Raw genomic sequence first — 21,435 nt, forward strand, 5'->3', positions numbered from 1 at the left:
AGATTTTTACCGAAACGCCGCTCAATACAGCGTTTTTGTGCGCAACGCGCCGTTTCGGGATCTTTGCCCTACACGTTCAAACTATTTGCCCATGCCAAATGTGAAAAGTTTGTGAATTTAATGTTTTTTTAAACTTTAAAGAACATTTTGTGCATATTGTTCACTTGCGTGAGCAATCACAAAGAAACATCATTTCAATAAGATAGATAATAGTGGCTGGCAACCGGACGTTGCTTGGTGATTGAGACAGTGTTTAAAGCACATTCCGTTATTCAGTTGTGAACAAAAGGTTCTATTTCTCAATGTTTTCCCTTCGCGCACTCAAGCTCAAAACCCGCATGGCGTTTATCCTCGGTATAATGGCATTACTCCAGACAGGATTTATCGGGGTGTTCGCCCTTTTCTATCTGTCCCACTCACTGGACGAGCAAATCAGCCAGCGCGCATTGAATGTCGCCAAAACCATCGCGGCCATGCCTGCTGTCGTTGAAGCGGCACAGAGCCGGGACAGTGAATTCCTGCAACCGCTCGCATTAGATTTGGCGGAGGTCAATGATGCGAGGTTTGTGGTCATCGGCGATCGCAATGGCATCCGTATTGCCCACCCGGCATGGGAGCGTCTGGGGAAGCCAATGTACGATGACGATGGCGACTATAACGAACCTGCCCTGTTATACGGCAAACCCTATATCCAGAAAGCCACAGGCAGTCTAGGGCCCACAGTCCGAGGCAAAGCACCGATTTTCGACGCCAGCAATGAAGAGGTCGTGGGCATTGTTTCCGTCGGTTTTTTGCTGAAGTCGGTAGAGGACATTATTGAAAGGTATATCACCACCCTGTATTTGGTGATTGCCACCAGTTTTTCCTTGAGCGTGTTGACCGGACTATGGTTTGCAAACCACTTCAAAAAAGCCATTTTCGGATTGGAACCCGAGCAAATCGGTCGCCTGTTTCAGGAACGGAATGCCACCCTCGAATCCGTACGTGAAGGCATTATCGCCATCAACAACAAAGGGCGTATTACCACGTTTAACCGGGCCGCTGTCGAAACACTGGGGCTGGATGACAACACCCGGCTGGCTGACCAGCCGATTGAAGATGTGCTGCCTGACAGTCGCTTAATGGATGTCCTGCGCTCCGGCAAACCCCACTTCGACAGGGAAATCTGGCTACAAAACAAAAACTTGATTGTTAACCGATTACCCTTGCGTCAGGACAATGAAATCATCGGTGTCGTCGCCAGCTTCCGCCGGAAAGATGAGCTCGACACGGTGAGCAAGCAATTGACCCAGATCCAGCAATACGCCGATACGCTCCGCAGCCAATCCCATGAGTATTCGAACAAGCTTCATACCATTGCCGGACTGATTCAACTCGGCGCAACCGATGAAGCCCTCGCCCTGATTGGGCAGGAAACCCAAAGTCACCAGGCATTGATCCACCTGATGGTTGAAGCGGTGCCCGACCCTATCCTTGCCGGTTGTTTGCTGGGCAAATATAACCGGGCCAAAGAACTGGGTTTACGCCTCGAAATCGACCCAGAAAGCTCGATGAAAGAGATTCCCGATCACATCCCACGCGAAGAGTTAGTGAGTATCATCGGTAACTTGATAGACAATGCACTGGAAGCCACCCTCGTCAATAAACAGGTAGAAGTCCGCCTTTCGATGACAGATTTAGGCAATGACCTGATTTTTGAAATTGAAGACGAAGGGCCCGGCATTCACGAAGATGATCAGGCCAGAATTTTCACTAAGGGAGTCAGCAGTAAAAAAGGGGAAGGCCATGGCTACGGCCTGCATCTGGTGCAAACGCTTCTACAGAAACTGGGGGGCACCGTCTTGCTCGAGCCCGGTGACACTATGGGCAGCCGGTTTACTGTGTATATTCCCAAGACACAGCAAACACAAAATCCATCATCCTGAATAAACAGGTTTTCCGGGGTTAGAATGAAAGTGTACACACCTAACCCTATCGAAACCTTATACGGAAAATTCCAGCAAGGAGTCAGCAGTTCCTATGACACAAAACATCCGCGTCGTTATCGCTGAAGATGACATTCAAATCGCCGAAATCCAGAAACGTTTTCTGGAACGTATCGACGGCGTTGAATTAGTCGGTATTGCCCACACACTGGAAGATGCTGAAGATCTGGTGGATGTATTTAAACCTGAGCTTCTGTTGCTGGATAATCACTTCCCCAAAGGCACCGGTCTCGAACTGCTACGTAGGCTGCGGGCAACCAACTGTGAAACGGATGTCATCCTTATCACGGCGGCCAAAGAAGTCGATACTCTTAGGGAAGCACTCCGAAGCGGTGTGTTTTACTACATCCTGAAACCACTCGTCTTTGAGCGACTCCAGGAAGCCATTCACCAATACGCCGCACACTTGCAAAAACTGCGTGAAATGGAAGATCTGGTACAGACTGATGTCGATACCCTGCTTCCCCAGCGGAGCAATGCCAGCGCAACAGTGACTGAAACCGCCCCGGCGATACAACGGTTGCCAAAAGGGATTGATGGTATCACCCTCGATAAGATCCGAACCGTGTTTGCAGATTCAGACCAATCACTGAATGCAGAGGAAGTTGGCGCACTGATTGGTGCAAGCCGCACCACCGCCAGACGCTACCTTGAATACATGGTCAGCACGCAAGAGCTGCAAGCGCAGGTGAATTACGGCAGTGTCGGGCGCCCTGAGCGCCGCTATGTTTCGTCAGACACTTAACGTTGAGATTCCCTGACCTTGTGGCTAAAAAGCTTACTGAGAGCACTGTATTTCTGTGCTTTTTATAACCAATAATTGGTTGATTTATATGTTATAACCAATGGAAATATAGAACAGGTTCTATATAACAGTGGTTACATATATGATTCCCGCATACCATTCCTTTAAGAATAAGCAGCCGGGTTTTCACCCCCTCTCTACCTAAGATTCTTTTTACTAAAGCCTTAAAGATAACAATGAACGTTATATTCAACCTGGCGATATTCATCGCACTTATTTATTTTCTTTACCGACTTCAGGCCAGCTATGTACCTTTTACCAAACGTGTCTTTGCTGGCTTGGGGTTAGGTATTGTATTTGGTGGTTTACTCCAGCTTTACTACGGCGCAGGTTCTGATGCTATCGCTACCAGCATCGAGTACTTCGACATTGTAGGTAAAGGCTATGTCAAACTGCTTCAGATGATCATCATTCCTCTGGTGATGGTCTCTATCATCTCTGCGATCCTGAAACTTAACGATGGTACCTCGGTAGGTAAAATCAGTGCCATGAGCATTGGTGTACTGGTTATCACCACCATGATTGCTGCACTGGTGGGGATTGCCTGGTCGTTGTTGTTTGGGTTGAATGCCGAAGGATTAACGGCGGGTGCCGCTGAGGTCGCGCGCGGACAATCGCTTGAGGCAAACCTGGGCCATGTTGAAAACTTGTCGTTTGCTAACATGGTGCTGGAGTTCATTCCTGCCAACCCTTTCCTTGATATGACGGGTGCAAGGAAAACCTCCACCATCGCGGTCGTGATTTTCTCTGCTTTCATCGGGTTGGCAGCGACAGGTATCTCTACCAAGAAACCTGAGATCTACGCTTCTTTTGAACATGCCATCGAGGTTATTCAGACTATTGTCATGCGTATCGTGACCATGGTGCTGCGCCTGACGCCTTATGGCGTACTGGCGCTGATGACCAAGGTGATCTCCGGTTCCAATTATGCAGACATTCTTAATCTGGCGAACTTTGTGATCGCGTCTTATGGTGCGCTAATCACCATGTTCATCATCCACTTGATAATTATCTCGCTGGTGGGACTTAACCCTGTCCGCCACCTCAGGAAAGTCATTCCGGTTCTGACCTTTGCCTTCACCTCCCGCTCCAGTGCAGCAACCATTCCCTTGAATGCGCGCACGCAGGAGAAAGCACTGGGGATCCCGAATGGTATCGCCAACTTTGCGGCGTCATTTGGTGCCACTATCGGCCAAAATGGCTGTGCCGGTATCTATCCTGCTATGTTGGCCGTCATGATTGCCCCTACCCTTGGCATTAACCCATTAGATATTGGTTTTATTGTCACCCTTGTTGCCATTATCACCATCAGTTCATTTGGTGTGGCTGGCATTGGCGGCGGTGCGACATTCGCCGCCCTGATTGTGCTGTCAGCATTGGACTTCCCTGTTGCATTGGCAGGTTTGCTGATCTCCATCGAACCCTTGATTGATATGGGCCGCACCGCACTGAATGTATCCGGGTCTATCACCGCAGGCGCTGTTACCAGTAAGCTTATGGGGCAAACCGACATGCGCATATTCAACGACGACAAGCCGTTGACCCTGGACGGTGAAGATGCCACTGCCTAACCCGAAAATCATTCGTTAATGGGGACATTCGGTCCCCTTTCCTGTTTAGAGGTTCACAGACATGAACATCGTCATTATTGGCGGAGAAGCGGCAGGTATGAGTGCCGCTGCAAAGGCCCGTCGTGTTAACCCAGATGCGACAATCACAGTATATGAGGCATCAGAAGTGATCTCTTTTGGTGCCTGCGGCCTTCCTTACTTCATCGCCGATGAATTTCAGGATGCTGGCTTTATGTCAGAATTTACGCCTGAGCAGTTTGCAGAACGTGGCATTACAGTGAAAACCGGCCACCGCGTAACAAAAGTAGACGCAAAGCAGAAGAAGCTTGAAATCAGCCATCAAGGTGAGCAATTTGTGACTGGGTATGATCGCCTGATGATTGCCACCGGCGCGAAAGAAGTGCTGCCGCCGGTAGCAGGCCTCGACAAACAAGGTGTCCACACACTGCGCGTCATGCAGGATGGATTTTCGCTGAAAGCAGCCGTTCAGGCGCCGTCTTGCCAGCATGTGACAGTGATCGGTTCCGGATTTATCGGTCTGGAAGTTGCTGAAGCCATGGTGCATCAGGGGAAAAAGGTTCGCTTGATTGAGCGCGCCGAACGCCTGATCCCAGAGGCCTTCGATTCAGAAATCAGCATCCACTTTGCAGCAGAGCTTGAAAAAGCCGGTGTGGAAATCCATACCGGGGAATCACTGAAATCAATTCTTGGCGACAATACGGTGAACGCGGTTGAAACCGATAAAGGCACCTATCCTACCGATCTGGTGGTGGTGTGTACCGGCGTAAAACCCAGTACTGACTTTTTGAAAGAAACCGGCATTGAAACTCTGGATAATGGCGCGATTATCGTTGACCGTCAGGGAAAAACATCTCTGGACGATGTCTGGGCAGCAGGCGATTGCGCCACTATCTGGCATGCCGTTTCCGGTGAAAATGCCTATATTCCCTTAGCTACCGGTGCGAACAAACTTGGCCGTATGGTCGGTGAAAACATTGCCCTTGTTGATGGCGAGCCGCTGACATTTCCCGGTTCTCTTGGCACCAGTTGTGTAAGAGTACTTGGCCTTGAAGCAGGCCGGACAGGGCTTTCCGAGCAGGACGCCATCCGTGCGGGTTTTAACGTGAAAACCCTGACCATCAAAGACAAGTGCCACACCAACTACTGTGCCGGTCAGTCTGACATGCACATGAAGCTTGTCTATGAAGCCGATTCCAAACGCATTCTTGGCGCACAGCTTCTGGGTTATAAAGGCGCGGTGCATCGCATTGACGCCATGGCCGTGGCGATTAGCGCAGGCCTGACAACCAGCCAGCTGGGGATGATGGACTTCGCCTATGCACCGCCTTTTGCCCGTACCTGGGATATCATGAACGTTGCCGGTAACGTGGCGAAATAATACCCGACAGATGCAAACACGAAGGCCAGCACGCTCACTGGCCTTATTTATTTAAAATAGGCCCATTAAGCCACCAGAACCGCCTAAAAATCCTGCAAACAATCTTCCCAACACCCGGTCCTTTCCTTTAATGTGAAGCTAGGCAGTGTTTTTTCGTGCCACGGTGCGAAACTACACGCAATCTAGAAAGTACACTAAGGTAAAACGATGTCTGATATACCTTCCGCGGCTGTCGAAGTGGCAGCGAATGCACAAACTGTTGCTGAATCCTCCGGTTCTATTTGGCCCTATGTGGTTGGCGGTATCGCGCTTGTCATCGCAGCAGGCTACTGGGGTTATAAAAAAGTAAGCCAACCTCCATTCATCATTCGTCAAATCCGTCGCCGTAACCTCAAGGCGATGAAAAAAGAAGGCATTGAAAGCTCAGAAGCAATAACGGATTTGGACAAGCTGCTCACGGCGATTGAAGAATATGCCGTTGAAAACAACATGTCTGGCAGTGACACAATCAAACTGCTTGCACCGCTAAACGATCAAAACCGTATGAAATCGGCAAAGGACATGTACCTCACCATGCAATACATTGCACGTGAAATGGGTAATCATCGTCTGGCTGGTGAATTTAAAGGCAAGTCTTCCGGTGTGAAGTCCAGTTCAAAACTGATGGCCGGTTTACTTAAACGTGCGGGTATTTAATCACTCACACACCGAATCGCCAAAGGCGTACCGCCTTTGACCACAACATAATATTTGAAGATATTATCGAAAAAAGGAAAGCGCCGGGAAAGGCGCTTTCCTTTTGGGCCCATAAGCGTTTTTACTTGAGCACCAAACCATCCATTAACCCAACCATCCGGCCAATTTCCGGTTTGGTAATGGTGTCATTGGCACCAAGATCCAGTGCTTTACGGCGGTTGTCTTCACTCATCAGAGACGAAAACATGACGATGGGAATGTCTTTGTACTCTGCAATATCCCGAAGCCTTTTTAAAAGATGAAGCCCATCCATTCTCGGCATTTCTACATCAGAAACTACGGCATCAACAAACTCTGAAATCGGCAACTGTTCTTCCGAACACAAGCGGACAAATTCACACATGTTGTCCAGACCTTCCTGACCATCTTTCGCCGTGATCACATTGTATCCCGCAGAACGCAATGTGTTTTCAATCAGCCGTCGGATAAAGGCGGAATCGTCTACCACCAAAATGGTTTTGGCTTCACGTTTTGCCATCATCGCATCATCGATAACCACGGTTCTATCCTTGGTAACATCATATTTTTCCATACTCAATTCAGGATTAATATCACCAATGATTTTTTCGAAGTCGAGGATCATAATGAGGTTGGTTTCCTGGCGAACCACAGCCACCACACAGTCTTGATCAGACGCTTCCAAAAACTGGCTGGGAGACTCCACTTCTTCCCAGGAAATGCGGTGGATACGGCTTACGCTGTCAACAAGAAAGCCATTCGACATCTTATTGAAGTCAGTCACGATCACGACCTTATCAGTGATATTACTGGTCGTGGGTACACCTAACCAACCCGCCAAATCTACCAATGGAATTAACTTCCCGCGAAGGGAAAACACACCCAGCACATTCGGCTGCGCATTGGGATAATCTGTCGTTTCAGGAACGCGAATCACCTCACGTACTTTGGCGACATTAATGCCGTAATAACAAACTTTCTTACTGCCGTCAGGTAACAGTTTTTCTAAACGGAATTCAATAATCTCGAGTTCGTTCGTTCCACTTTCTGTCAAGATTGCTGTTTTAGTTTCTGTGCTCATACCAAATCCCGGTGTGTATGTAAGGGCAAAAACAAATATGTCCACTAACAGCATAGTCTTAATTCATCGACAGACGACTCAATTAACGAAATTTGTCACTCCGAATTAAACATCTTGATCCAGCTATACCCAACTGCCAGCTGCACAAACCGTCAAGATATCTAAATTTGTAGACTTTTTACAACCCAAAGATAAAGAACCGACTTTTTGCTGGAAGTATGCAAAAGACTGGATAAAGAAAAATGATAAAAATTTCATACCACCGTTGTCGTTTTTCCCATTGACGTTGATAACAATCTGTCTCATTTACGATATAAAAATGAGAAACCCTTCACCTAGGGGTTTACTGTTTCTAAACATGCCCTACTTTTTACGTTGTTAAGCCAAATAAGTGACTTAAAACAATTTGTAATAGCATGCCTGTCTATTTATCAATGCAATCAGAGCAATCAGATTTGCGAAAGAAAATAAAACAGGGAGAGCGCTTGGATTCCATTGATTTGGGCCTCCACCTTTTAGCTATTTGGCTTTCAAATTTAGCTTTCAAAATATAACCCAGGATCTAAATTCGCTTTTGAAGGAACATGCATGGAACATCATTATCACCCCCACACTAAACTGCGTTTTTTTGCAAAAACAATGAGAGATAACAACGCCTGGAAACCCACGTTAAGTGCCATTACTTTTGCATTATCCTCGCTCGGCATGGCCTATCAGGTTCATGCCCAATCGCTGGAACAAGCTGTAGCCACAACGCTGTCCCAAAACCCAGCTATCAGGGAAGCTTATAGCGAATTCAAAAGCCGGGAAGCCGATATTGACGCTTCAAAAGGCGGTTACCTGCCTTCGCTGGATTTAAATGCGGGTATTGGTTATGCCAACTATGACAGTGACAACAATAATGGCACTTATCATCCGAGAGATGTCAGACTCAGTCTGCGGCAGTTGATTTGGGATGGTGCTGTCACCTACAACGACATTAAACGCACAAAATCAGAAGCAGAAGCGCAACGTTATCAGTTGCTGGCGGATGCCCAGGATACGGCCCTGAGTGTGACTGAAGCGTATATAGAAGTTCTCCGTGCCCAGGCCATCATGGACCTTTCCCAAAGAAATCTGAAAACCCACGAGCGTATTTATGCAGACATCAAAAAACGTGCGGACTCCGGTATCAGCTCAACAGCAGATCTTTCACAAGCAGATGGCCGCTTGGCTCAGTCGCATACCAACCTGCTTTCTGCCATCAGCAATTACGAAGATGCCATGATTGAGTTTGAACGTATTGTCGGTGAACCTCCGGTAGATTTGGTCAAACCTGAAGTCGATGCACTCTATATACCCCCTACACTGGTTGAAGCCTTAAATATTGCAAAAGAAAACAACCCTGTGATCAACGTTGCGATGAATGATGTGGATGCCGCGAATCACCAATACGATCAGGCAAAAGGCGATTTCTACCCGACATTTACTATTGAGGCCTCCCAGCAATGGGGCGATGAGTTGGACGGGCAACCGGGCGATACTGACGAATTCCAGACGATGCTTCGCATGCGCTACAACCTCTTTAACGGCAATACTGATGCCGCTGAAGCACGTAGCGCGGCTCACCAGGTCAGTAAAGCTAAAAATATCCGTTACAACGCTTACCGGCTTTTAGACGAAAGCACGCGATTGGCATGGACAGCAAAGGAGTTGGCCCAAAAGCAAACCTCTTTTCTACAAAAACATGTTGACTCTTCAGCCAAAACACTCGAAGCCTACGAGAAACAATACCTAATAGGCCGCCGAACCCTGCTCGATTTGCTCAATACTGAAAATGAACTCTTTGAAGCCCGCCGTGCTTATATTGATTCTCACCATGCTGGTATTTATTCCAAGTATCGTGTGCTAAACGCGACAGGGTTACTGTTAGATGAATTACGGGTGACAACACCTGAAGAGTGGCAAGCCTCCGTATATGGCGGGAATAAGAAAGAAAATCCGTAAAAGGGAAAGGGCCATCATGGCCCTTTTTCGATGCTCGCTTCCCCATCACCGTATCATGCTCGAATTCAGGTTGTTTGGGTAATCAATGAAGAATGACGGGATCAATGGTTCCCTGGTTTGTGGGTAACGCGAGCAGCAACCAGAAATCCAAATCAGTATCCGTACATTTCTCTGGCGTTACGCGTATTAAGCCCTTACAACGTTTACCGCTTGGCTGTTCAAGCAACGCACCGGGACGACGCAATGCTTCATTCATACATTCATCCCCCACCACCAGTTGCAAGCCTGAATCGTCAACAATGCCGAAAAGCCGGCCATACTGGTAGAAGTAGAACCGTTCGTTATCCAGCTCTTCACGGATACCCGAAACACCTAACAGCGCTCTTCGCACAGATTCTGAAAGTTGATGCCCACTAACACGCATATTCGTTTCCATATCCACGACAAGGTTAATTCGTTAATGCTTTCCAATATAGTGTTCAGGGGGATACTGTTAATCCCAATACGTGCACATTCGAACGAAAACCGTAAAAAAGGCTGACAAGCCCTCTTTTTTTCTAAATACGAATTGCACAAAACTCATCGTGATTAGGGCAAAAGTATCAGTTCCAGGTATGACATCCAACAACCATGAGCTCAGAACCTTGATGGTATCCGATGAAACAGGCTGTCAGGGCTGGTCGGCATCAAGGCGATCCCGGACACATTTCCCCCCTCATGGTTATTCACTTTAACTGAGCTGCACTACGCTTTAACTATGAAGCAAGCATATCAAGTGCTTAATCGTCTGCGCGCCATCATTCTCGCTTAAGCCTGCCACTTCAGGCAGTTTGGGATAGTGATTGATTGCGTATTCACCATGAAGGAGAACCTACTCAATTAACAAAAACCACCCTTCTGTTCGCAAGATTCAATTACTAAGGAGAGACGGTATGAAAGGGTTATTTTGGTTTAGACACGATTTGCGACTGGCAGACAATCCGGCACTCATTACTCTCTCCCGGCGTTGCAGTAAAGCCCTGATGGTTTTCGTTATTAATCCAGAATGGTTTAGACCCGCACACTATCAATCCCGTCACCTCGGCAGGTTCCGAGAAGAGTTTCTCTATCAATCCCTCCGCTCACTCGAACGCGAGTTAAAAAAACACAAACAACGCCTTGTCGTCAAAGTCGGGAATCCATTGCTGGTGATCCCAGATCTCTGCAAGAAGCACGGTATCGACATGGTTGCCATGACCGATCATCCGGGCGTTTATGAACGCCAGCAAGTCGCGTATCTGTCTCGAACATTGCGCAGTGAAGTCAGTGTCAGCGAAAGCTTTACCTTGTTTTTGCGCAGTCAACTGGCGTTTGATAAAACCACCTACCCCGCCACGTTCAGCCAGTTCAGAAAACACGTTGAGAAACAAAACATTCTACCCTGTATTCCCATCAGCGCACCGGATTCCCTACCCACGGTCATTGATGAAAGACGTGACATCTGGGGTGGGCAGGAATTCGTGTATGACCTCACTCCCTACCACGGCGGCGAAGATGCCGGTATGGTGCAATTGAACCAGTTTTTCTGGAAAACACAGGGACTGAAAAACTACAAACAGACCCGTAACGACTTGGACGGCTGGCAATTTTCTTCCCGGCTCTCTGCCTGGCTAGCCAATGGTTCTATTTCTCCCCGGACTGTCGCCGCTGAACTCGACAATTACGAATACCGCCATGGACGCTCAGATTCTACCCAGTCTATGTATGCTGAACTGCTTTGGCGTGAATACTTCCAGTGGATGATGCATTACTATGGCGCAGATATGTTCGCCTTTGCGGGGATTAAGAAAACACGCCCTCTCACAACCTATTATTGCCAGAACTATAAAGCCTGGGAACAGGGTACAACAGAATTCCCCATCGTAAATGCCTGCATGCGCCAACTCAACCAAACCGGGTATATATCTAACCGGGGCAGGCAAATCGTCGCATCCTGTCTGGTCAATGAACTGGGTGTAGATTGGCGGTTTGGTGCAGCGTATTTTGAACAGCAATTGATCGACTTCGACGTCGCCACAAACTATGGGAACTGGCAGTATTTGGCAGGTGTAGGGGCCGATCCTCGTGGCCAGCGCCATTTTAACCTTGAGAAACAAGCAGACGTTTACGATCCCAACGGGGAATTTGTCGAACGTTGGGCAAATTCAACCGCATCAGAGCGCGCATTCAGGTTCTGACATAGACTCTCAAGACCACAAAGGCAACGCTATGTTGTCTCTGTGGTTTGCTCTTGACTTAATATTTCCAAGATCCTCGCACTCACCTGCTTTGAAAAAATCAGCGCGATATGCGTTAGCGGAAACACTTCGTGGCTGGCCATCCCTTCAATTTTGGTTTCTTCAAGGAGTACCGTACCATCAGACTTTTCACCTTTCACCAGCACTGCCGCAGGCCCTATCCGCGTATCTCCGGCAAGGCTGTACAGTGTAGATCCTTTCGGCCACCTTGGCTCATTCTCGGGTAACAGGAATTTGCCTGACGCCTGAAACATAAAATCCCCGATACCTACCTGTTTAAAAAACGCAGCGACTTTAGACCCTTTATGCGGCGTTCCCAGTGTAATAACCGTGTTGATTTTAGTGGACATCTCACTGCCATTCTCAAGATAGATCCGAGTAATCACCCCTCCCATCGAGTGCGCGACAATAGCCGTTTCTTCCCCATCCACAAAATCGTCCATACGACTGAAAATCGAAACCAAATCTGGCTTCAGCGTATTGTAAGAAAGGTTCAAGACCTCATGGCCGGCACCTCTTAAACGCTTTTCCAATCGCATCATCACGACACCGTGCATATAAAGCCCGTGCAATAAAATGACTTTCATGATCCTCTTCTTGTTTGAAATCACCCAACACATAAAAAACGGCCATCGCTGATGGCCGTTTGGGTGCTAATTTGCCAAAAGCATCAATCAGAAAATCAGATGGGCAACACCGGCAATAACGGGCAAAGTAACCAAGGTACGTAGGATAAAGATCATCACCAGCTCCCACAGTTTTACCGGTATTTTACTTCCCAGCAATAACGCACCGACTTCTGACATATAAATCAATTGGGTCACTGACAGGCTTGCTACCACGAAACGGGTCATGTCGCTATCAATGTTCGCCGCAAGCACTGCAGGAATAAACATGTCTGCGATACCGACCAACATGGTTTCAGAGGCCGCCACCGCTTCTGGTATATGCAGCATTTCCAGCAACGGCACAAATGGCGCACCAAGAATGGTAAATATTGAGGTGTACTCCGCAATGATAAGCGCCAAGGTACCGATTGCCATCACAACAGGCAGCACGCCAAATACCATGTCCGCGGCATTTTCCAAGCCTTCTTTCAACACATCGCGCAATGAACGGATATGGGATGCACGGGTCAATGCACTTTTTACACCGTAAGAGAAAACAGTTTCACCTTCCGGTAACGACTCATGCTCAACGGTTTTTTCTTCGCCATTAAACAGGGTGTCTTTCTTCCAACATAGTGGCGGTAGACGCGGAACAATGATTGCCGCAACAAAACCCGCCAGACACACAGTCAGATAGAAAGGTACAAACATGTGCTCTAAGCCAACCTGTGCAATTACGACCAAGCTGAAGCTGATAGACACAACAGAGAACGTTGTGCCAACGATCGCCGCTTCACGTTCGGTGTAATAACCCTGTTCGTACTGCTTGCTTGACATCAGGATAGCCACACTGCCATCACCCAGCCATGAACTGGCGCAATCAACTGCTGAGCGTCCCGGCAGCCCAAACAGTGGACGCATGATTTTAGTCATGAATGTACCGATCAATTCAAGCAAGCCAAAATTCGTCAATAATGGTAGGAACAAACCTGCGAAAATAAAGACAGAAAGCAATGTTGGCAGAAGATCAGCAAGCACAAACCCGCCGGTCGATCCACCGGTCACATGTTCAGGGCCTAAACCCCAAAACGCCATCAGCACAAATACTGCACCAAGCAAACGTACTGTCAGCCAAACGGGCGTAGGTAAAAAGAGGCCGGACAGGAATGGTGATTTGGTGATAACACGCGGCTTGGTTATCAAGGCCAGTACAGAACCAATAGCACTGAACAAAATGATGGTGGTAACAACAACGGTTGCGTGTTGACCCAACACATTCAGTAAGGATTTAGCCAGAACCGCAATGGGGATAGTAAAACCGCCATCAATCATGATTGGTGTCATAAACAGCAAAACACCCAGCAACGACGGGATAAGGAACATCAACAGGTTCCTTGTTGATGATTTCGATGTAGTTATTTCTTCTGTGTTTTGCATAGCGATACTTCCTGAGCAATGCGTTAAGACAAATAGATATTCACAAAATGTGACTAATTGAGCGAAAGAGTAATGCAACCCGTTTAGCATGTAAACAATAAATAGTCATTTATATTGAATAAATTACTCAGAAAGGTTCAATTGACCACATCAAAATCATTATCTGTCTATTTTGGACGCAATTCATGTTAATTGTTTGTAAATTATACTGCATCTTTATAGCGAAACGCTGTCCGGGCATCGCCCCGTCTAACCGGAAAAATCTTTATTGCAACAGTGAATAATTAACCAATTTTTCTATCGATACGTGCATACTCGGACACAAGCCATTGGCTAAAATTGTCAAACAGCACCACCACTGCCCGCTTCTTGACAGGCTTGCGCTCAACTAAATAGAAAAGCCGTTCTATTTCCAGCGTCTTATCCGGATAATGCATCAGGAAGGTTTCAGAGGCTGACTTGAGGTCAAACGCCCATTTTTTCTCTTTGTGAGCCACTAGCCCAAAGCTGGCCCCGATCAGCATCTCCGCCATTTCTTGTGCCACATCAAGCTGGGTTCCCCGGTGGGTTGCACGGGCAAGTTTCTGCCTCAACGCTTTTATCCTCGCGGATAAATCCCCATTCATCGCTTTAGACACTTCCCAGCTTACTTCAAAGTGGCCAAAGCTTTTGCCGAGGTTATCACCACAAAGACAAACCACACAGTGTTTCAGGAAAAAGCCCCACCGAAAGATATTGGCCAAATCCGTCACATCTTTTAGCGGCACAGTATCAATCTGCACACGCTTAATCACATCACTGCCCTGTTCAATTCTCCAACGCACTGTATTCAGAGTAGCGTATTCCTGAACGTTCAAGGAACGTGTACATACCAGCGTCAGCGACAAATCGGCCGTGTCACCAGCTTCACGGCGGGCTACCTCTCCTGACAGGTAAAGGCTGTGAAACAGTTCTCCTGTTACAGCCCGTATTTGTCTTATCGCGGTCGCGATAGATTCAACGTACGCGGGCTGGAAAGGCCGTTCATTGTCCAATTCAGGTAACAGGGTTCCACGGGGCATGTTTTGGTACAAAAAAAATGTCCTCAATAAGTCATTTTTCAATAAGTTATACATTCTAAACCTATTTTACCGTTATAGCGGATTCAGTGGTGCATTTATAACCAAACGGATATCACAGTAATTGGGAAAACAACGCGGCCATGCTCTAATAGCGAAAACATTGCAATCCTGAGAGAGCAGCTATGAAAGCCTCACTACTTTCTATTGATGAGACACTGGAAACCGCGTTTGATATTTTCTACGAAATGGCGGAAGACAACCTGGAATACGACGACCTGCTTGCCTATCAAGCACGCTTTGATGAGGAAGGTGCCGGAGTGGCAGTGGACGCTGAAAGTGACTGGGAAGAACACGTGGGGTTTGATGTTGATCGTGACGTATTTGTAGAAGTCCGTATTGGTTTGACAACAAATGATGTGCTGGATGATGTTCTGGTAAGAATGCTACTTAGCCGCGATCCTGAGCAGAAATTCTGTCACTTACTATGGAAGCGTACCGCATAACCGGACACAAGAAAAAATTGGGCCAGCAAAAACGCCCGCTGGCCCGTTGGCAAGTTAAAACTTGAACTCTTTCGACGCATCATAGTCGCGAGGAAGGTTGTGCGCGATTCCCTTGTGGCAATCAATACAGGTTTGTCCTGCTTCTTCTGCTTTATCGTGAACAGATGCCGCCACAGATTTTTGTACACTAAGATCCATAAATTCGAAGTTGTGACAGTTCCGACATTCTTGAGAGTCGTTCGCTTTCATTCGGTTCCATTCACGGGTCGCCATTTCTAAACGGTGATCTTCAAATTTCTTTGGCGTATCGACAATACCAAACGCTTTAGCATAAAGCTCTTTACTCGCTTGGATTTTTCGAATCATTTTGGGGCCCCACTCTTTCGGCACGTGACAATCCGGACAGGTTGCCCTCACACCGCTACGGTTACTGTAGTGAATAGTTCCTACATATTCCTCATAAACGTTGTCACGCATTTCATGACAGCTAATGCAGAACTCTTCACGGTTGGTCATCTCCAGCCCGGTGTGAAATCCACCCCAGAAAATAATCCCCGAGATGAAGCCCAGCGTCAGCACGCTGCCGATAGCCATACCACTCGGCGTTCTGAACCAGGTCCAGAATTTGGTGATAAATCCCGGTAATTTCATTATCACCTCCTACTTGCCAAACTTACCGGCAGGAACAAACTCGTTCTCAACCAATTCGTCGGTGTGTGCCTGGGGAACATGGCACTGCAGACAGAAATAACGTCGCGGTGAAATTTCTGTCAGTACTTTGTTGTCTCTGTCCATAAAGTGCGTTGGGCTAACGCGTGGTGCCCCAGTTTTACGGTATACATCTACATCATGGCACTGCAAACAAGCGTTATTGGATTGATTGACCTGATACCCATCAATGGCGTGAGGGATCATCGGTGGCTGATTGACATAGTTAAGGCTGAAACGATCCTGATTTTTAGGGACGCTTTTTATGCCCGGCGCGACATTCGTCTCACCAATCTCTGTCGCGCCACGCAGCGACTTTATACCAGTTCCTTCTTCCACTGCCGCCACTGTCGCGCTGCCTAGTAACACAGCCAGCACCAGCGAAAACGTTAATTTATTTTTCATTCTCGGCTCCAATTCTTTTTCTGAATCCTAAAACCTGTTCCGCACACACATCGATACAACGACCGCAGCTCATGCAATCTTTGTCCAAAACTCTTGTGTCTCCCGCTTTCAGCGGTTGACGTAATACCTGTGGCTCCGGGCACACATTGAAACAGTCCATGCACTTGGTGCAGGCATCACGGTTTACCGCTTTCACCCGCATGATGCTTTTTGAACCCATCAGTGCATACGTTGCGCCCAACGGGCACAAGTGACCACACCAACCATGCTCAACCAACACCAAATCAATCACGAAAACACTCAAAACCAACCAAAGCCCTGCACCCGCGCCAAAGAGCAGGCTTCGCTGCAATGCACTCACTGGATCCAGCCATGTCCAAACCAATGTCCCAGACAGTGCGCTGCCCATAACAATGGCAGCGAGAAGCCAATAGCGTAGCGATTTATTCCAGTGGAATGAGGCTTTGATACCGGTTTTCCGTCGCAGCCAGGCGGCAAAATCAGTCACCACATTCATCGGACAAACCCACCCACAAAACGCGCGCGGTGCAATCAATGCATAAAGCCCCACGATGACAGCAAGCCCAAGCCAGGCGTCAGACTCAAACCAATGTCCCGAGGCCAGCGATTGCGCCGCTATCAACGGATCGGTAAATGGAATGACGTCTAACAACACACTTCCTGATAGGTTGCCTTTGAGGATCCAGACATCCCACAAGGGGCCCGTCCAAAACGCCAGCAACACCGTGAGTTGGGTAAGGCGCCGCAAGATGAGAAAACGGTGGGCTCGCCACCATCCCAGCCTTTTGACTGCCGCTTTGCCTGCATCTATCGCCAGATTCTTCGCCATCAGTTCCCCTCCCCCGGTGTTCGGGCTGGTAACGTCAGATTGCGTGGAACCAGAGCTTCCCCATTGTTCGCTTCCTGCTCTTTCCAGCCAAAGCGGTAATGGTGCCCCAGTTCACCACGTGCCAGCGTTGTCGGAACCACCCTAATGGCGGTTTCTTCTAAAACGCAGGCATGTTCACACAGGCCGCAGCCTGTGCAGAACTCGGCGTGAACCATAGGGATCAGTTTGGCGTGTTTACCTGTACGTTGGTTATGCATGGGTTCCAGCGTGATGGCTTCATCGATAAGGGGACAAACGCGATAACACACATCACATCTCAGCCCCTGCCAGTTCAGGCAGTTTTCATGATCGATAAGTACCGCTGTGCCCATTTTTGCCTTGGTAATATCCGTCAATGATGGATCCAGTGCACCTGATGGACAGGCTTTTACACACGGAATGTCTTCGCACATTTCACAGGGCACTGAGCGTGCATCAAAATACGGTGTGCCGGTTGCAACAGGTGATAGCAGTGTTGCCAGCTTTAATGTGTCGTAAGGGCAATCCCGGACACAAAGACCGCACCGAATGCAGGCATTAAGAAACGCAGGTTCTTCTAATGCACCTGGCGGGCGAATGGGGATACCACTGCTCGCCTGGCTTTGTTTCGATTGCAACCCTAAAACGGTAACAGCAACACCCGCTCCAGCAGCCGTTCGCGCCGCATCACGCAGGAAGCGGCGGCGACTACTGTCAGAAGGTGACTTCACATTGTCACAGTTCTTTGGGTTAGGGGCTGACGTCTTCATGCTGTGACTGCCTGCTACGCCTTAACAACCTTCACAGCGCATTTTTTGTAGTCAGTTTCTTTCGACAAAGGATCGGTGGCATCCAATGTCAGTTTATTCACTAACTGACTCGCATCGAAAAATGGCATAAAGACCAGACCTTGTGGCACGCGGTTTCTTCCCCGGGTTTCAACGTGCGTCGCCACTTCCCCCCGGCGGGAGATCACTTTCACAACATCGCCACGGCGTAACCCACGTTTCTTAGCATCAAGAGGATGCATATAAACAACAGCGTCAGGGAACGCTTTATAGAGCTCAGGAACGCGCCGCGTCATCGTGCCAGTATGCCAGTGTTCAAGCACCCGGCCGGTTGACAGCCACAAGTCAAATTCCTCGTCTGGTGATTCAGCCGCAGGTTCGTAAGGCAGTGCGAAGATAACCGCTTTTTTATCCGGCTTACCGTAGAAAGCAAACCCTTCCCCGGCTTGCACATACGGATCATGACCTTCCGAATAACGCCATAAGGTCTCTTTGCCATCCACCACTGGCCAACGGAGGCCTCGTGCCTGGTGGTACATATCAAACGGCGCTAAATCATGCGCTTTACCGCGTCCAAACGTCGCGTATTCTTCGAACAAGCCTTTTTGGATGTAGAAGCCCGCTGTGCGCGCATCATCATTCAGTCGATCAGATGGGATTTCGTCCAGTTTGAACCGGTCAACCTGACCGTTTGCAAATAAGATATCGAACAAGGTCTTATCCTTGTATTCCGGCACCTTCGCCACTAACTCAGCAGGCCATACCTCACCGACTTTGATGCGTTTAGACAACTCAACAATTTGCCAAAGGTCAGATTTCGCTTCACCTGGTGCTTTAATTTGTTGATACCAGAACTGGGTGCGTCGTTCTGCATTACCGTATGCACCTTCTTTTTCTACCCACATCGCTGTTGGCAGAATAAGGTCTGACGCCATAGCAGTAACCGTTGGGTAAGGATCGGACGTAATGATGAAGTTGCGGGGATCGCGATACCCCGGCAAACGTTCTTCGTTAATGTTCGGGCCCGCTTGCATGTTGTTGTTACACATCACCCAGTACACGTTCAGCTTGCCATCTTTCAGCATGCGATCCTGCAATACTGCGTGGTACCCCGGCTTGGGTGGAATGGTGCCTTCTGGCAGTTTCCAGATTTTTTCTGCCATTGCCCGGTGTTTCGGGTTTGCCACCACCATGTCTGCTGGCAGGCGATGTGCAAATGTACCGACTTCACGCGCTGTACCACACGCGGAGGGTTGACCGGTCAAAGAGAAAGGACCACATCCCGGCTTGGAGATTTTGCCGGTCAGCAAGTGAATGTTGTAAACGAGGTTGTTACACCACACGCCACGGGTATGCTGGTTAAAGCCCATTGTCCAGTAAGAAACCACGTTGACTTTAGGATCGGCATACAACTCAGCCAGCGCGATCAACTGATCTTCTGGCACACCAGACAGTTTGGAGACAGACTCAACATCATAATCAGCGACAAATTTAGCGAAGGCATCAAAATCAATTTCTTCAGACGCACCGCTGCCTGCATTCTTGGCTTTTTTCTCAAGCTCATGGGTCGGTCTCAGACCATAACCGATATCGGTCGCGCCCTTGCGGAAATTGACGTGTTTTTCAATGAATGATTTATCAACTTTGTCGTTTTGAATGATGTAGTTGGCGATAAAATTGAGAATGGCAAGATCAGTCTGCGGCGTGAAAATTATCCCGTTATCTGCCAGTTCGAAGCTGCGGTGTTCGAAGGTGGAAAGTACGGCGACTTTTACGTGCTCGGAAGACAAACGGCGGTCGGTCAGGCGTGACCAAAGGATCGGATGCATTTCTGCCATGTTTGATCCCCAAAGGACAAACGCATCTGCATGCTCAAGGTCATCGTAACATCCCATCGGTTCATCCATACCAAACGTACGCATGAAACCCACCACCGCTGACGCCATACAGTGACGTGCATTCGGGTCGATATTATTTGACAGGAAACCAGCCTTCATTAATTTTGCTGCGGCATAACCTTCCCAAACTGTCCATTGTCCTGAACCAAACATACCCACTGTTGTTGGGCCATTGGTTTGAATGGCGGTTTTAAACTTTTCCGCCATGATGTCCAGCGCTTCATCCCAGCTGACGGGTGTGAACTCACCTTCTTTGTCATACACACCATTTTTCTTACGAAGCAATGGTTGTGTCAGACGATCCTTCCCGTACATGATCTTCGGCAAAAAGTAGCCTTTGATACAGTTCAAACCGCGGTTTACCGGGGCTTCTGGATCCCCTTGAGATGCCACCACTCGACCATTCTGGGTACCGACCAAAATGCCACAACCTGTACCGCAAAACCGGCAAGGCGCTTTGTCCCATTTGACTTCATTATCTGCACCCGCAGCCTGAGCAATAGACACAGGCAGCGTGATCCCCGCAGCACTTGCTGCTGCTGCTGCTGCGTTAGCCTTTAAAAAATTTCGTCTTGTCAGGGTCATCTTCCCACTCCTTCCAACGTCAGTTCAGGTTCTTCTTCCTCGACCTGATGAAACACAAGTGTCGCGGCCAATACTCCCGGCAGCGCCTTAATTTCTTCAAACTTTTCCAACAAGCCGCCACGGCTTGTACCCTCAATAACAACAACCAGCTTTCCTACTTCATTTGATGCAGGCACTTCTGCGCCTGGGATTTTTTCAATCCTTTCAATGACACTGCCCATTTGGTCAGCTACCGTGTGGACGATGAGGCTGCTTACGTGATATTCATTCATTGCTGATGTTCTCCATGGCAATGGCATTGGCAGGGCAAGGCGCAATGCAAGCACCGCACCCTGTGCAGTCCTGTAGATTTAACGTAGGTTGGGCAACCTGACCCAGCGTGAGTTGAAACTTTATTGCGCGGGTTTCACAGGCATCAGAGCAACTTCTGCACTCGACGCCATTTCGTGTCAGGCATTGGTCGTTGATAGTGGCAATCAGATCCCAGGGCTTGGCAGATTCATCCTTAAACAGCGGCTCTGGACACTTCTCTGCGCAGGCATAACAGAAGGTGCATTCGCCCCGGCCAAAGTCGATAGTAGGAAAGCCGCCATCACCACTGACAATCACGTTTGCTTCGCATTCGCGAATGCAATCGCCACAACGGGTGCATTGATCGGTGAAACTTTCCCAGTCTGCAATCCAAGGTAAAGGGTTTACTCTGGTCTTGGCTTTGCTTCTTAGAAAAAACCGACGGCGTGTGTCGACCATAAGTAAC

Annotated in this window: 20 protein-coding genes; 8 read left to right on the forward strand and 12 right to left on the reverse strand. The window is 48.3% G+C overall.

The features are described from left to right. Positions 1 to 302 precede the first annotated feature (302 nt). The 5 genes from VHA_RS14655 to VHA_RS14675 all read left to right on the forward strand — a co-directional run bounded on the left by VHA_RS14655 (position 303) and on the right by VHA_RS14675 (position 6,456). Positions 303 to 1,925 carry an ATP-binding protein gene (locus tag VHA_RS14655; RefSeq protein WP_005505628.1) on the forward strand — a complete coding sequence of 541 codons (1,623 nt, stop codon included), beginning with the start codon at positions 303 to 305 and terminating at the stop codon, positions 1,923 to 1,925. A gap of 94 nt (positions 1,926 to 2,019) precedes the next feature. Beyond that, on the forward strand, positions 2,020 to 2,730 hold the full coding sequence (locus VHA_RS14660; RefSeq protein ID WP_005505629.1) for a response regulator: 711 nt from the start codon (positions 2,020 to 2,022) through the stop codon (positions 2,728 to 2,730). Between the two features lie 236 nt (positions 2,731 to 2,966). Then, entirely contained in the window at positions 2,967 to 4,361 is a 1,395-nt protein-coding gene (locus tag VHA_RS14665) for an L-cystine transporter (RefSeq protein WP_005505631.1), read from the forward strand. Between the two features lie 61 nt (positions 4,362 to 4,422). Beyond that, entirely contained in the window at positions 4,423 to 5,760 is a 1,338-nt protein-coding gene (locus VHA_RS14670; RefSeq protein WP_005505633.1) for a CoA-disulfide reductase, read from the forward strand. 207 nt (positions 5,761 to 5,967) lie between these two features. Further along, on the forward strand, positions 5,968 to 6,456 hold the full coding sequence (locus VHA_RS14675) for a hypothetical protein (RefSeq protein ID WP_005505635.1): 489 nt from the start codon (positions 5,968 to 5,970) through the stop codon (positions 6,454 to 6,456). Between the two features lie 121 nt (positions 6,457 to 6,577). Here VHA_RS14675 and VHA_RS14680 read toward each other — a convergent pair whose 3' ends face one another. After that, on the reverse strand, positions 6,578 to 7,555 hold the full coding sequence (locus VHA_RS14680; protein WP_005505638.1) for a chemotaxis protein CheV: 978 nt from the start codon (positions 7,553 to 7,555) through the stop codon (positions 6,578 to 6,580). A gap of 639 nt (positions 7,556 to 8,194) precedes the next feature. Here VHA_RS14680 and VHA_RS14690 point away from each other — a divergent pair. Next, complete coding sequence (locus VHA_RS14690) at positions 8,195 to 9,541, forward strand: TolC family outer membrane protein (RefSeq protein WP_050778580.1); 1,347 nt, start codon at positions 8,195 to 8,197, stop codon at positions 9,539 to 9,541. Between the two features lie 82 nt (positions 9,542 to 9,623). On the opposite strand, the gene VHA_RS14695 is transcribed toward VHA_RS14690, so the two are convergent. Further along, a complete protein-coding gene (locus tag VHA_RS14695; RefSeq protein ID WP_005505647.1) occupies positions 9,624 to 9,965 on the reverse strand; it encodes a hypothetical protein in 342 nt (113 codons plus the stop codon). 508 nt (positions 9,966 to 10,473) lie between these two features. Here VHA_RS14695 and VHA_RS14700 point away from each other — a divergent pair. Continuing rightward, complete coding sequence (locus tag VHA_RS14700) at positions 10,474 to 11,757, forward strand: DASH family cryptochrome (protein WP_005505648.1); 1,284 nt, start codon at positions 10,474 to 10,476, stop codon at positions 11,755 to 11,757. Positions 11,758 to 11,786: 29 nt separating this feature from the next. On the opposite strand, the gene VHA_RS14705 is transcribed toward VHA_RS14700, so the two are convergent. The 3 genes from VHA_RS14705 to VHA_RS14715 form a co-directional block, all read right to left on the reverse strand. Beyond that, entirely contained in the window at positions 11,787 to 12,404 is a 618-nt protein-coding gene (locus VHA_RS14705; protein ID WP_005505649.1) for a PGAP1-like alpha/beta domain-containing protein, read from the reverse strand. 87 nt (positions 12,405 to 12,491) lie between these two features. Beyond that, positions 12,492 to 13,862, reverse strand: coding sequence for a YjiH family protein (locus tag VHA_RS14710; protein WP_172465018.1), 1,371 nt, complete (start codon positions 13,860 to 13,862; stop codon positions 12,492 to 12,494). Between the two features lie 284 nt (positions 13,863 to 14,146). Then, on the reverse strand, positions 14,147 to 14,935 hold the full coding sequence (locus VHA_RS14715; protein ID WP_005505651.1) for a hypothetical protein: 789 nt from the start codon (positions 14,933 to 14,935) through the stop codon (positions 14,147 to 14,149). Positions 14,936 to 15,105: 170 nt separating this feature from the next. Here VHA_RS14715 and VHA_RS14720 point away from each other — a divergent pair, with 170 nt between their 5' ends. Then, a complete protein-coding gene (locus VHA_RS14720; RefSeq protein ID WP_005505653.1) occupies positions 15,106 to 15,426 on the forward strand; it encodes an HI1450 family dsDNA-mimic protein in 321 nt (106 codons plus the stop codon). Between the two features lie 54 nt (positions 15,427 to 15,480). Here VHA_RS14720 and napC read toward each other — a convergent pair whose 3' ends face one another. From napC to napF, 7 genes are read right to left on the reverse strand one after another with little or no spacing between them, the layout of a single operon-like run. Continuing rightward, on the reverse strand, positions 15,481 to 16,077 hold the full coding sequence (gene napC, locus VHA_RS14725) for a cytochrome c-type protein NapC (protein WP_005505655.1): 597 nt from the start codon (positions 16,075 to 16,077) through the stop codon (positions 15,481 to 15,483). Positions 16,078 to 16,086: 9 nt separating this feature from the next. After that, on the reverse strand, positions 16,087 to 16,539 hold the full coding sequence (locus tag VHA_RS14730) for a nitrate reductase cytochrome c-type subunit (RefSeq protein ID WP_005505657.1): 453 nt from the start codon (positions 16,537 to 16,539) through the stop codon (positions 16,087 to 16,089). Next, positions 16,529 to 17,389 (reverse strand): quinol dehydrogenase ferredoxin subunit NapH, encoded by an 861-nt coding sequence (gene napH / locus VHA_RS14735; RefSeq protein ID WP_005505665.1) that lies wholly within the window; start codon positions 17,387 to 17,389, stop codon positions 16,529 to 16,531. The genes VHA_RS14730 and napH overlap by 11 nt, the downstream gene beginning before the upstream one ends. Beyond that, positions 17,389 to 18,177, reverse strand: coding sequence for a ferredoxin-type protein NapG (napG, locus tag VHA_RS14740; RefSeq protein ID WP_005505667.1), 789 nt, complete (start codon positions 18,175 to 18,177; stop codon positions 17,389 to 17,391). Before napG ends, napH begins: the two co-directional genes overlap by 1 nt. Positions 18,178 to 18,191: 14 nt before the next feature. Further along, positions 18,192 to 20,678 carry a nitrate reductase catalytic subunit NapA gene (gene napA, locus VHA_RS14745; protein ID WP_005505669.1) on the reverse strand — a complete coding sequence of 829 codons (2,487 nt, stop codon included), beginning with the start codon at positions 20,676 to 20,678 and terminating at the stop codon, positions 18,192 to 18,194. Beyond that, the gene (locus VHA_RS14750) at positions 20,675 to 20,950 is read right to left on the reverse strand and encodes a chaperone NapD (protein WP_040529065.1); all 276 of its coding nucleotides are present in this window, start codon (positions 20,948 to 20,950) and stop codon (positions 20,675 to 20,677) included. Before VHA_RS14750 ends, napA begins: the two co-directional genes overlap by 4 nt. Beyond that, a complete protein-coding gene (gene napF, locus VHA_RS14755) occupies positions 20,943 to 21,428 on the reverse strand; it encodes a ferredoxin-type protein NapF (RefSeq protein ID WP_005505674.1) in 486 nt (161 codons plus the stop codon). The genes VHA_RS14750 and napF overlap by 8 nt, the downstream gene beginning before the upstream one ends. Positions 21,429 to 21,435: the final 7 nt, after the last annotated feature.

The organism is Grimontia hollisae CIP 101886 (assembly GCF_000176515.1).
Lineage (GTDB): Bacteria > Pseudomonadota > Gammaproteobacteria > Enterobacterales > Vibrionaceae > Enterovibrio > Enterovibrio hollisae.